Consider the following 13302-nt stretch of genomic DNA (forward strand, 5'->3'; position numbering starts at 1 on the left):
TCTGCACATATCCACATGCGCTTATCACTTCAGTTTCTTCAGATTATCCGGTCCAAATCCAAATGGCAACAGTTCCTTTAACGTAAAGATATCATATTTTTCTCTGCTGACTGCCAGTATGATCTGAAAGGTTTCCGGATCACAGAACTCCATCATAACCTGTCTGCATACTCCACAGGGTGCTGCATACTCTGTAGGAACACCATCCTTGCCGCCAACGATACAGATTGCCTGAAAGTCTCTCATGCCTTCACTGACCGCTTTGAAAAAAGCAGTTCTTTCCGCACAGTTTGTCGGAGTATAGGCAGCATTTTCTATGTTACACCCGGTATAATAGGTACCGTTTTTTGCAAGAAGTACCGCCCCTACATGAAAATGTGAGTATGGCGCATAGGAATAGTCCATCTGTCTGATTGCCAGATCGATCATTTCTTGGATCTGCTTCTTTTCCATGATTTTCCCACCTTTCCTGAATCAGACATGTATATCGTTATTCTGCCTTTTTCTGTGCCTGTTCTGCACGGATCAGTTCACGGATCGCCTGTACTGCAACCTGGATTGCCTTATCGGTATCATGTACCACAGGATTATCCAAACCCAGCTTTTCTCTTTCCTGATTTGCAAGCACCAGGAAGCAGGAGCCCACACGTACTTTTAAATGGCTTGCCACTATAAAAAGAGCAGCGGATTCCATCTCCGACGCAAGACAGCCGAGACGTTTCCACGCTTCCCATTTATTCATCAGTTCATAGCTGACCGGCTTGGTTTCCGGCTCATGCTGGCCATAAAAGGAATCCTTACATTGTACCACACCTGTGTGGAATTCACATCCTTCTTTCTTTGCTCCTTCCACAAGTGCATTGATCACTTCCAGATTTGCCACTGCCGGGAATTCAATAGGTGCATACTCTTTGCTGGTGCCCTCCATACGGATCGCACCCGTTGCAACAACAATATCACCACTTTTTACCTCCGGCTGCATTCCACCGCAGGTTCCGATGCGTACAAATGTGTCAGCCCCGCACCGATAAAGCTCTTCCATTGCGATAGAAGCGGACGGTCCGCCGATTCCAGTAGATGTCACACTTACCTTCACTCCGTCCAGTGTTCCGGTGTATGTTACGTATTCCCGGTTATCTGCTACCAAAACCGGATCATCAAAATACTGTGCGATCTTTTTGCAGCGTTTCGGATCTCCCGGTAAAATAACGTAACGTCCCACTTCTCCTTTTGCTACCTGAATGTGATACTGTCTGTCCGCATCCTCTGAATAATTTTTCATGTTTGTTTCCCCCTTTCTCAGCTAACAGTTTCCCTATTCCTTATGAATAAAAAAAAGACTGCATTTTCATACAATCCAGTCCTTTATTCTTTTATTTTAACCTTGCTTCCCATCGATCCCTGCAAAACTGTATTGTCTTACATTACAGTCAGATTTTCGTATTTGCTCAGTCAATGTCAAACCTCTTTTGTCTTTATCCCATTATAACATAGATTCATTTTCTTCAAAAGCTTAATATAAACATGTTCCACAAACCACGGTTCTGTTGATCTCATCAATGCTTCTTCCGGTGAAAACCAGGCTACACCGCTGTTTTCATCTGCTTTTATGGAAACAGCCTCTTCTGAATCTGCCTCAAGGAGATATGTTAGGTTAAAGTGCAGATGGCTGGATACATATTTTCCTTTTTTCATATGACCGTCTACAGTCAGGGATTCCAGGGAAAAAATCTCTTCTGACACCGGACGAACATTGGAAATCCCTGCCTCTTCTTTTACTTCTCTGACAGCAACGGACAGTAAATCCGTCTCACCATCTGCATGTCCTCCAAGCCAGGACCAGGAATTGTATATGTTGTGATATACCATAAGGACTTTCGTCCGTTCTCTGTTTACTACCCAGGCAGAAGCTGTCATATGGGCTACTGCATTTTCCCTGGAAAAAGCATTCTCATTATTTCTGATCCAGTCCAGGATCAGGATTTTATCTTTTTCTTCCTGCTCATTGTATGGCTTGTATTTTTCTATCTGATCGATCAGTTTCTGGCGTGTTATCATTATGCACTCTATCTCTTTCTTAAATATCCATAAATGTATTTTTAGTCAAGCGGATAAAAGCATCCGCTTCGCTACTTGCTCATAACCGGATAACTGCTTCACAGTTTATCAGAAGGAGCTTGTAACTATCTTTTTTATTTAATACCCATCCTTTAACCGGACAATATTTTTTAATTTTTTTCCATTCAGATATCGTTCCATATTTTCCATACAGATGTTCCAGATCATATCCTGGACTTCAGCGTTTCCACCGAAACTCGGGCCTGCAATGTGTGGAGTGATAAGGACGTTTTCCATATTCCAAAGAGGTGATGTTTCCGGCAATGGTTCTATTTCAAATACATCCAGGACCGCTCCTTTTATGTGGCCTTCCTCCAGTACTCTGATCAGGTCTTCTGTTGGAATGAGGCTTCCTCTTCCTACATTAACCAGAATTGCATCTTTTTTCATGGAATGCAGCCGTTCGTAATTCAGAAGGCCTTTTGTTTCCGGTGTTCCCGGGAGACAGCCGATCACAATATCCGCTTTCTGAAGCTGCTGATCCAGCGCTGTCAGATCATATACCTCATCAAACTCTTTCATCTGCTGCAAATGCTCCGGGACTGCAGTTCTTTTTATTCCAGTCACATGCGTTTCAAACGCTTTCATTCTATGGGCAATATTTCTTCCTATATCCCCTGTTCCCAGGATGAGAATGTTTTTTCCATATATGGTTTCTGATGATCGATTCTGTACCCAGAGGTGTTTCTGTTTGTTCTTCCAGTAGTTCGGAAGTTCACGGTACAGCGCAATGATATTCCCGATCACATATTCTGATATGATCTTTCCAAAAGCGCCGGAAGCATTGGTTAATGTAACTCCTGTCGGGAATGCTTTCATTTTTGTATATTTGTCCGCACCGGCCCAGGTCAGCTGGATCCAGCGAAGATTTTCTGCTTTCAGGATTTCTTCTTCCTCTGGCTCTCCGATCACTACTTCTGCTGCTGCGATCGCATCCTCAGTTTCTTTGCCCTGAAATGTAAATTCGCACTGATCTCCGAATTTTGTTGCAAACTGATTTTGAATTTCTGCATTGCATTGTGGTTTTAGTAAAACTTGTATTTTTTTCATGTTTTTCTCCGCAAATCATCTTTATCAGCTATATCCTACCATAATTAACAGCCATCTGCTATTATTTTCTGTTATTTCTGCCGCTGATATCTGGTCACTGCCAGGATCATGCAGACAAAAACTACCACAAACATAGCTTCCAGTCCAATGCCTTTCCACACCGATACAGCTGCCTCACCTGTTAGGTGACTATAACTTCCAAGAGTCTCATTTACGTTTTCATACCAGTACACAGGAAGAAACTGAGACACCTTCAGGACGTTTCTGTCCATAATATTCATGGGAACAAACACACCACACAGAAAGCACATTCCAAGAGACAGGATATTTGCGATCCCGCTTAACATGTTACTATTTTTTACAAAAAGACCGATCAGATAGGAAAGTGAAAGTGCCACTGCCATCATTACCAGAGTGTTCAGTACATAGTATCCGAAATTTTCTGAACTGAGAAATGTTTTTCCATACATAAGGATAGCTCCAGCCATACCGATTCCCCATAAGCCCCCACCCATCACAAACATGGCCAGAAGCCCCTCCAGACTCTGTCGTCTTGCAGAGATCGCAGATGCCTGCATTCTCTTTGGTATATCGTCTTTTTTGAAAGCCATCAGAACATATCCCATCACATAGCAAAGTAATGCAAGAAACAGATATGGAATATATCGGAAATAATAGAGCCATCCGGACGTACCACTGTTTTCATCTGTATCCAGCATGGTGACTTCTCCTCTTTTTTTATCCAGGATCGCTGTTGCCGCTTCCTTCTGGGAAAAACCGGCTTTCAGATATGTCCGCATTGTATTCAGGCAGCTCTCAAGTTGCTGATCCACATAATATGCCGAATAAGATCCGGGCACCTTGGTCACAGAAATACTTTCGCCGTTTACCATACAGTTCTCATAAAAATCCTCAGGAATCACCACGATGTATTCTACATTTCTGTAAAAAAGCTCTTCCTGAAGCTTCTCCCTGTTATCCTCCAGCATGGTCACGTGATGCGTACCTTCAAGCCATTTTACCAATCCTTCTGCAAGTGGTCCGTTGTCTTTATCCACCACTCCGATCTTTATTTTTTCGCTTTCATAGCTGGTATAAGTTTCCTTACCGGCCGCTGCCTGAAGTGCCATTGTCACTCCGAAAAAAATGCCCAGATACAGGAGGATCAGACCTGTATTTTTTTTCATGATCCTCATATAGCCTTTAAATACTGTCATAACGTTCCCTCCTGACCATGAAAAAGGATGCCATCATCAGCACCACGCACATTACCGCCAGTGTGATCAGATTTCTATAGTATCTGGTCATATCATCATATACATTGATACAGTAAAACGCATCTGAGATCAGTGATGCAGGATTGATCCGGTTCACAAACGGAACACTGTTTTCCACGATATCCTTCATATTTCCGTTCATCAGTCCGGCAAGAAAGCTGCTTACCATAGAGATTCCAAGCATGAGCCCGATTCTGACGCCTTCCTGCATTTTTCCGAAGCTGCCTATAAACATTCCCATAGATACACCGATGAGACTTCCGAAAAAAGATACCACCAGCATTTTTCCCATCTGTCCCTGAAAATCCAGATTGAGAATATACCGGAGATACAGGATCAGAATGATCACGTCCACATAGCCCAGAGCAAAAGATGTCAGCTGGTCTGTAAGGATCAGCTTCAGCTTGTGGGTCGGCGTTACACACCGTCTGGCTGCCAGAGGTGTGATATTAGCCTGGATCCCGATCGCAGAGCCAAATCCGATAAAGCATCCATACAGGCAGGCCATGGCGATCAGTGCGTAAAAGAACTGCACATTTCCGTCAATGGTCCGGCCACCAAGAGAGACTTCCCTTACCAAGCTGTCGGAACTTAACAAGGATTTCATGGTTTCCATATCCATCTGCGGATTTTTTTTCATGATATTGGTGATAGTCGTTCTGGTGTTTTCACAGCTGTCGAGAACTGTCTGAAGGATACTTTCTTCTATTCCGGTTCCTGCTACTGTAAGGGAAGGCTCTTTTCCCACATAATAAATCCCTTCTACTTTTTTATCCTGCAGTGCTTCCAGCGCTTCCTTTTCCGACATTTCTTCTGCTTTTAAAAGATCCGGACTGCTTTTTTCCACTTCATCCAGATAGGTCATAAAAAACGTATCCGCAGAAGCTTCCTTCACCACTGCCACCGGAACCGTCTGAAAATCTGCTTCATTGATATTTCCGAATGCAAAGTAAAAAAAGGTTCCAAGCACAAGCGGAAAGACCAGCGGCCAGAATACAATGTTAAAATTCCGGATCTTGGAAATAAAACTGTATTTCAGTAAATGTAAGATCTCCCATCCCTCCTAATCTCTTAGCTGTTTTCCGGTGATCTCCAGAAAGACATCATTTAATGTAGGCAGTTCGGAAAAGACTCTTCCAAAAGAAATATCCTGGCTTTGCAGATAATTAAGAAGACGGATCAGGTTATGCTTCGCATCGGTACAGCGCACGACCAGCACCTGTTTTTTATACTGCACATCAAACACATGCTCCAGTGTGCGGATATCCCGGAGATTTTTTTCTTCCAGGGCAATGGCTTCTACGGTGATGGTCTCTCCTGTTTTGATCATCTGCTTCAATTCTTCCTTTGTTCCCTGAGCGATGACTCTTCCGTGATCCATGATGGCGATCCTGGTACAGATCTGCTCCACTTCTTCCATGTAATGGGATGTGTAGATAATGGTGGAGCCCTGGTGGTTCAGCGTCTGGATCCCTTCCAGGATCTTGTTTCTGCTCTGTGGATCTACAGCTACCGTCGGCTCATCCATAATGATCAGTCTTGGCTTGTGGGCAATCCCGCAGGCAATGTTCAATCTTCGTAAAAGGCCCCCGGAAAGCTTCTTTGGGTACATTTTGCGGAAATCTTCAAGACCTGTAAATTCAATGGCATCCTCCACCAGCTCTTTTCTCCGTTTCCTGTCCCGTATGTAAAGGCCGCAGAAATAATCGATATTTTCCTGCACTGTCAGCTCATCAAAAACGGCTACATTCTGAAGCACGATCCCAATCTGTTCCTTGAGCTTATAGCTGTCCGGCTTCATCTCTTCTCCGAATATCTTTATTTCACCTCTGTCATATTTCAGAAGTGACAAGAGGCAGCTGATGGCCGTTGTCTTTCCCGAGCCGTTGGGACCAAGTAATCCGAAGATCTCACCCTCCCGGATATCCAGTTCCAGATGATTCAGTGCGGTAAGATCACCATATCGTTTTACCAGATTTTCTATGTGGACCATACTCTGTGGCATATGTTTTCCTCCTTTTTTACAGTCCGTTAAGCAGGACTTTTATGTCTTTTTCGCAGAAATTCATATTTCTTCTATGATGCCATTATATCCTTTTCTTCTGTCTGCTCCAAGTGTTGAATGTCACCACCTGCAAATGACAAATGTCATGTCTTTTTCAGAAGGATAGATTTTTCTTTGCAGGGAAGGAACCGGTATATTATAATAAAGGCACATTGATTTCAGAAATTTGTGCAGCAAAAGGGGTTCTCCCGGAACAGGATACGATAATTTTAGCCGGTTATCTGCCTGACTTTCGGAAAAGGCTGTAATTCTGAGAAAGGAGGGTATATTTTTTATGCGTTATTTTACAGATTCCATACTATTGCTTTTATACAGTACTTTAACATTTTTTTATGTGCCTGCAGATCAGGCTCTTGTGTTTGCCCTCCTTTTTGCGGTGATCCTTTGCTGCATTACTTATCTGGGCAGGGTATGTAAAACAGAATCCTGTTCACACAATTCTTTGCCAGTATTGAAACCCGCCGGAAATATCATTCCGGTTCTTGCAGGAAGCTATGTGATCTTTGGATTATGTTCCCTGTGGTTTTCGGATCTTCTTCTATTTTTCCCGCTGCTGCTGTATCAGACCTTATCTGCTGGGCTTTTTCCTCTGGCAGTGGCTGCGCTTCCACTTTGGGGATTTCTGGTTTTTCAGATCAATAGATTTCCGGCAGTTCTTTGTCTGCTTGGGATTTTTGGTTTCGTTCTCTCATTTTTTCTCTGGCTCTATGCCGGAAAATATCAGGCTCTTTACCAGGATTTTCATCAAATCCGGGATGACAGTGAGGAACATACGCTTCTTCTTTCTGAAAAAAACAAGGCACTTCTGGAAAAACAGGATTACGAAATTTATGCTGCTACATTGCGCGAGCGAAACAGAATTGCCAGAGAGATCCATGATAATGTGGGACATGTACTATCCCGTTCTATCCTTATGACTGCTGCCTGCAAAACCATCAACAAAAATGATTCTCTTGATCCTCTGCTTGGAAATCTGGAAGAATCCCTGAACGGTGCTATGAACAGCATCCGTTCCAGTGTACATGATCTTCATGACGATGCGATAGATCTGGAAGATGCCATAAAAGGACTTGTAAAGGATTTCACCTTCTGCCCGGTGAATCTTACTTATGATATGTCCAGGCAGATTCCAAGAGAGGTGAAATACAGTCTGATCAGTATTACAAAGGAAGGGCTTTCCAATGTAATGCGGCATAGCAATGCGGATTCTGTGGATATTCTTCTGCGGGAGCATCCTGCACTTTATCAATTGTGCATTGAGGATAACGGGACACCGGAAAATGGAATTCCGGATATTCAAACTGGATCAGACAGCAATAAGTCCAAAAATACTTCCGGTGGTATGGGACTGTCCAATATCCGTGACCGTGCAAAGGCGCTGGGCGGTACGGTCCAGATTACGCAGGAGAATGGTTTTCGGATCTTTGTGACGATCCCGAAATCTTTTTCTAATTGAATCAGACAGATATTTCTCACTTTGCCGGAAACCTTCCTGATTTGATCAAAGTACTTTCCCGGCATATTGGATCCGTCTGTTTTTTCTGATCTGTAAATTTACTTTTTATAACTCATAAACAGGAGATTTTGACATGAAAATTATAATCGTAGACGACGACTGCCTGGTTGCAGGAGCACTAAAAACCATTCTTGAAGCAAACCCGGATATCGAAGTGACTGCCACCGGCTCTGATGGTGAAGAAGCCTGCTCTCTGTACAGAGAGTATCTTCCGGATATTCTTCTGATGGATATCCGTATGAAAGGAATGGACGGACTGGAAGCTTCCAGAAAGATCCTGGGCGAATTTCCGGAGGCAAAAATTCTTCTTCTGACTACTTTTTCCGATGATGAATATATTGTAAAAGCCCTCCGCCTCGGCACAAAGGGTTATCTTCTGAAGCAGGATCATACCAGCATTCTTCCGGCCCTTCAGGCGGTTTACTCCGGTCAGACCGTATTCGGCACAGAGATCATATCCAAAATCCCTGAACTCCTGCAGTCCTCCGACGGATTTGATTATGCTTCCAGAAACATCAGCGAACGGGAGCTGGATATCATCCGGCTGATCGCCAACGGATACAGCAATAAGGAGATTGCCGCAGAACTGTTTCTCAGTGAGGGAACGGTACGAAATTATCTCAGTTCCATTCTGGATAAACTGCAGCTGAGGGATCGGACTCAAGTTGCTGTTTTTTATTATCAGCATAAGTAAAAATCTCCTGCATCCAAATTCCTGTAAATATTTATTAATTTAATAGAATCGGAGGATTCCTCACAATGAACCGCTATCTTACTATCTATATCCCGAAAACAGCTGTTCCGGCACCTGTCTCCCGCTTTCTTCGCACGCAGGCAGGTCTTACAAAAAAGCAGATCAGCCAGGCGAAGTTCCGTCCCGGTGGTATCCGAAAAAACGGACAACAGTGCCGGGTAACGGAAACCGCTTATCCCGGGGATCAGATCATAGTATGCCTGGAAGCGGACGATGTGGATTCTGCCCAGCTGGAATCTTCATCCTTTACCGTCTATTCGTCCAATCACAATTTCCAGTTCTCCGCAGACGCAATTTCATATTCTGATTCCGCAGCTTCAGAATTTGCAGGTTCTGATGTCAATTCTCACATTTATCATTCACTGGCTGCAACGTCACAGATTCTTCCTGAGTTGGCGATCATATACGAAGACCAGGATATCCTCGCCATAAATAAACCTGCCGGGATTGTCACTCATCCTTCCGGTTCTCACTACAGTGACAGTCTCGCCAACCAGGTGGCTTCCTATTTCCGTTCCAAAGGAGAGCCTACCAAAGTCCGGTCTATCGGACGATTGGATAAAGAAACCTCCGGTATCCTGCTCTTTGCCAGGAACCAGACTGCTGCCGCCAGATTACAGAACCAGCGTGAAGAAGGGATTTCAGAGAAAACCTATCTGGCTGCAGTTTCCGGTTTCATGCCTGTGGATGAAGATGGAGCTTTTCACAGGATCTCCGTTCCCCTTGCACCTGACCCGGATAACCGTCTGAAAATGGTCGTATCCACAGATGGCACGCTTCCCGGAAGCAAACATGCAGAAACCCTTTATTCTGTTCTGAAATCTAACGGCCCTGACGCAGCAGCTCCGGCTTCTCTTGTAATGCTCCGTTTGAAAACCGGCCGTACCCATCAGATCCGTGTACACATGGCATCTCTCGGGCATCCTCTTCTGGGTGATTCTCTGTACTGTTTATCGGACATATCGAATCCGTTTTCCCGGGCTGCACTCCACGCATGGAAGCTTAAATTTCAACTTCCATTTTCAATTGATGAATCTGCTTCCGACACCCGGGCTTCCATGCATCATGACAAAAATGCCAAAAAAGAAATCTCCCTGGAAGCACCCCTCCCGGAAGATTTCAAAAAATTCTATGAAACGATATTCTGAAGCCATACGCCTTTTTTTACAAGGATAAATCCAATGACACATTTCATCATATCCGCTGCCTGGACCATTGCGTAGATCACAAGTACAGGCAGACCTGTAAAACGGCTTAAGGTAAATGCGATCGTTACACTTACCACCCAGATAAACACACTGTCAAACAGAAATGTAACGATGGTCTTTCCACCGGAACGCAAAGTAAAATATGTTGCATGCAAGAATGCATTCTGCGGCATGAAAAATGCTGTGAGCATAATAAAATATTTCGCCAGAGTACGTGCCTCAGCATTGGTATTGTAAAGCCTTGGAAACAGTGGTGCCATTACAAACATCACAGCTGCCACGCAGGTACAGCAGAACACAGAAAATGCGATCATCTTGTTGTCCGTATCTCTGGCTTCCTTCATCTTACCTGCCCCCAGAAGCTGTCCTACAACAATGGCTACCGAATCTCCAAGTGCGATAAATATGATATTAAATACATTGTTGATGGTATTGGAAATATTTAATCCCGCAACCACGTTCAGTCCACGGACTGAATAACATTGTGTCAGCATGGCCACTCCGGCTGCCCATAAAGTCTCATTCAGAAGCAGCGGGGTTCCCTTAATAAGTATCTTCTTTGTCAGGTTCGCCGGAACCTTTAATGTTGAATACAGACCCTGTGCAAAAATATTCTTTTCTGTATGCTTATGTGTCCAGCTCAGGACAATGCAGGCTTCCACATATCTGGAGAGCACTGTGGCAACAGCCGCGCCTCTTACTCCCATTTCCGGGAATCCGAATTTTCCATAGATCAGAAGATAATTAAATATCAGATTGATCAGCACTGCCACGATCCCGGCCTTCATTGGAAGTACGGTCTCACCGCATTCACGTAAAGTACTTGCATAGACCTGCACCATCATAAATGGCGGAAGTCCCAGAAGCATGATCCATAAATACTGTTTCCCATAAATAAGAGTATCCCTGATCTCCTGTGCAGTCCCGTCACCTTTTAAATACATGCTGATCAGTGAACCCCCTGCTGTCAGAAACAGTATAATGGTGATTGCTGTCAGAATCACTGCCATCCACAATTTATAACGAAGTGTCTGGCGGACACCCTCATGATCCTTCTGTCCGAAATACTGTGCTGTAAAAATTCCCGCTCCGGACACCCCGCCGAAAATACATAGATTATATACAAAGATCAGCTGATTGACGATCGCCGCTCCAGACATCTGTTCGGTACCGATACGACCGATCATAATATTGTCCAGAAGACTGACAAAATTTGTGATCCCGTTCTGTACCATGATCGGTACTGCAATAGACAGGACCATCAGATAAAACCTCTTATCTCCTACGAACTTTCGGAAAAAAGAAGATTTCTCTTTTACCTTCTCCATAAATTCTTCCCCCTTGTTTTTCGTTTTCCTTCATCCAAAATTCTCCACAAAAAGGAGACTGCCCACCTGAAACATTCTTCCCTTTCGTAAGCGTTGTAGCTACTACCTTACTACAAACTTCTTTTATTTTCAATAGTCTTTATAACGATAAATCTCCGCTTTTTTTGTATCTTTTTACTCCACCATACGACTCTCGTCTGCAATATCCTGATCTTTGAACTTTTGTTCCAGCTGTGTCACAATTTCAGTGTCAAAGTTTTTCAAAGTGATCTAAGCCGGCTGAAAAAAGATCTGGACCGGCTGAATCTGGTGCTGAATTATATTTCTGAGAATTACAAACGGCCTATTTCTCTGGATGAGATCGCAGGTGTTGCTTATCTCCAGGCTGGATATTTCTGCCGTTTTTTCAAGAAAAAGATGGGGGTTACATTTCTGGAATATCAGAATGAATACAGACTTTCTTTTCTCTACAAAGATCTGATCAATACGAAAGACCCTGTGCATGTGATTCTGGAACGCCATGGATTCAACAATTATAAGCTGTTTCGACGGATGTTCCAGGAGCACTTCGGGTGCACACCTAAGAAGGTGCGGGAGAATATGCGGAAATAACAGTACCTTCTCTTACACCATCCAGTCTTCCCGCAAATACGAAGGAAAGTACCGCAGCAATCACTGCCATGGATACGTCAAAACAGATCTTGGTTGTTCCAAAATTTGTTTTCCATGTGAGGATAACCATATAAAAAATGATCCTATACCCGCATAAAAAAACAGCGAAATGGATTTTACTTCCATTTCGCTGTCTTGTGTTATTTCTTGTTTTCTATTATTTTTTTAGTATGTCGTTTTACGCAACCTGATTTTTGTTGTTGGTAACTGTGATCAGATGACTTTTGATCAGTACCGGACGTACTGCATTATAGATGATCGCTACCAGAATTACAGATACAACTGCATTGATAAAGGTTGCCGCCGCACTCATTTTTGCAAGTGCCTGTGCCAGTTCCTGTGGCTGTCCCAGAATGTACTGTTTGTAGAAATATCCTACGATAGGATCTGCAATTACGTTAAATGCAAGTCCTGCGACAGATGCGATCACACTCCATTTGAAAACATATTTTTTATCTGTACTCTCATTGATCTTTGCAACCTTGTGTGCCACAAGACCTACGATCAGACCGATACAGAATTTCAGTACAAAGGTTTTCGGTGCGCCTGTGATATAAACAGGGTCCATGATATCTGCAATTCCCATTCCGATAGCTCCGGCAAGTCCGCCATATACGCCACCCAGAAGCAGTGCTGCAAGTACGCAGAAAGCATTTCCGATATGAATGGATGTTGCGTCTCCGCCCGGCACCGGGATCTTGATCTGCAGAAATGTGAAGGATACATAACATAAAGCTGCTAATAACGCAGTTTCTGCAAGTTTAACTACTGTGTTGTTCTGTGTGTTCATAATAATTCCCCTCTCGTTTCGTTATTACCTTTGTTATTACTTTAATGTATGATTGTATTAATGTAGGAATGTAATAACTTGGATGTTATAGTACCGCTTGTTTGGGTATATTACAAGGGGCAATTTTTATGTTTTTTTAGGGGACAGTTTTTATGGGTAATAAAAAAGTGGCTGTTTAAGCCACTCTTTCATGATTGTATATTCAAAACTACATACATGTTCTATTGATGATCGTTAATCTTTTTTGAATCAATTTTAACCTGCGTACCGATCCGTAGCTTTCTTCACGGGCTCGCAGCTAAAGCTGCATCACCTGTTTTCTTTTGGCTACTCCAGCGGTGGTCATCTCACGACTCCGCCGTTCGATGTCATTTGCTTCGCAAATGTTCAGTCTGTACCATAAATGGTTCTCCACAAGCAAGCTTATTCCGCCCCATTTCTGTTACATCCTGCCCGCTTCCTCGGCTTTTTGGTCAAGCCCTCACCCGATTAGTAACAGTCAGCTCCATGTGTTACCACACTTC

General features: G+C 43.5%; 13 protein-coding genes. 4 read left to right on the forward strand and 9 right to left on the reverse strand.

The genetic code is table 11. From position 1 onward, the window contains the following. Positions 1-24: 24 nt before the first annotated feature. The 7 genes from NE638_RS10345 to NE638_RS10375 form a co-directional block, all read right to left on the reverse strand. A complete protein-coding gene (locus NE638_RS10345) occupies positions 25-453 on the reverse strand; it encodes a cytidine deaminase (protein ID WP_173746146.1) in 429 nt (142 codons plus the stop codon). A 37-nt stretch (positions 454-490) separates the two neighbouring features. Further along, entirely contained in the window at positions 491-1282 is a 792-nt protein-coding gene (gene udp, locus NE638_RS10350; RefSeq protein WP_173746147.1) for a uridine phosphorylase, read from the reverse strand. A 176-nt stretch (positions 1283-1458) separates the two neighbouring features. Then, positions 1459-2058, reverse strand: a complete 600-nt coding sequence (locus tag NE638_RS10355) for an NUDIX hydrolase (protein WP_092071373.1) — start codon at positions 2056-2058, stop codon at positions 1459-1461. 138 nt (positions 2059-2196) lie between these two features. Then, positions 2197-3168 (reverse strand): D-2-hydroxyacid dehydrogenase, encoded by a 972-nt coding sequence (locus tag NE638_RS10360; RefSeq protein ID WP_161208574.1) that lies wholly within the window; start codon positions 3166-3168, stop codon positions 2197-2199. 71 nt (positions 3169-3239) lie between these two features. Further along, positions 3240-4385, reverse strand: a complete 1146-nt coding sequence (locus tag NE638_RS10365; RefSeq protein ID WP_161208571.1) for an ABC transporter permease — start codon at positions 4383-4385, stop codon at positions 3240-3242. Next, positions 4372-5496, reverse strand: a complete 1125-nt coding sequence (locus tag NE638_RS10370) for an ABC transporter permease (protein ID WP_161208650.1) — start codon at positions 5494-5496, stop codon at positions 4372-4374. The genes NE638_RS10365 and NE638_RS10370 overlap by 14 nt, the downstream gene beginning before the upstream one ends. Positions 5497-5508: 12 nt before the next feature. Then, the gene (locus tag NE638_RS10375; protein WP_114001774.1) at positions 5509-6438 is read right to left on the reverse strand and encodes an ABC transporter ATP-binding protein; all 930 of its coding nucleotides are present in this window, start codon (positions 6436-6438) and stop codon (positions 5509-5511) included. A 346-nt stretch (positions 6439-6784) separates the two neighbouring features. On the opposite strand from NE638_RS10375, the gene NE638_RS10380 reads away from it, so the two are divergent. The 3 genes from NE638_RS10380 to NE638_RS10390 all read left to right on the forward strand — a co-directional run bounded on the left by NE638_RS10380 (position 6785) and on the right by NE638_RS10390 (position 9928). Further along, the gene (locus NE638_RS10380; protein WP_173746148.1) at positions 6785-7966 is read left to right on the forward strand and encodes a sensor histidine kinase; all 1182 of its coding nucleotides are present in this window, start codon (positions 6785-6787) and stop codon (positions 7964-7966) included. A gap of 133 nt (positions 7967-8099) precedes the next feature. Further along, the gene (locus NE638_RS10385) at positions 8100-8720 is read left to right on the forward strand and encodes a response regulator (protein WP_021651843.1); all 621 of its coding nucleotides are present in this window, start codon (positions 8100-8102) and stop codon (positions 8718-8720) included. A 65-nt stretch (positions 8721-8785) separates the two neighbouring features. Then, entirely contained in the window at positions 8786-9928 is a 1143-nt protein-coding gene (locus tag NE638_RS10390) for an RluA family pseudouridine synthase (protein WP_173746149.1), read from the forward strand. On the opposite strand, the gene NE638_RS10395 is transcribed toward NE638_RS10390, so the two are convergent. Continuing rightward, positions 9910-11316, reverse strand: coding sequence for an MATE family efflux transporter (locus tag NE638_RS10395; RefSeq protein WP_144095119.1), 1407 nt, complete (start codon positions 11314-11316; stop codon positions 9910-9912). The two genes, NE638_RS10390 and NE638_RS10395, sit on opposite strands and share 19 nt — an antisense overlap. A 309-nt stretch (positions 11317-11625) precedes the next feature. Here NE638_RS10395 and NE638_RS10400 point away from each other — a divergent pair, with 309 nt between their 5' ends. Beyond that, positions 11626-11928: a helix-turn-helix transcriptional regulator gene (locus NE638_RS10400; protein WP_243113535.1), complete on the forward strand. Its 303-nt coding sequence runs from the start codon at positions 11626-11628 to the stop codon at positions 11926-11928. Positions 11929-12166: 238 nt separating this feature from the next. On the opposite strand, the gene NE638_RS10405 is transcribed toward NE638_RS10400, so the two are convergent. Continuing rightward, entirely contained in the window at positions 12167-12778 is a 612-nt protein-coding gene (locus tag NE638_RS10405; protein WP_129976152.1) for an ECF transporter S component, read from the reverse strand. Positions 12779-13302: the final 524 nt, after the last annotated feature.

Origin of the sequence: Blautia sp. MSK.18.38, assembly GCF_024460535.1 — a bacterium.
GTDB classification, from domain to species: Bacteria; Bacillota; Clostridia; order Lachnospirales; family Lachnospiraceae; genus Blautia_A; species Blautia_A fusiformis.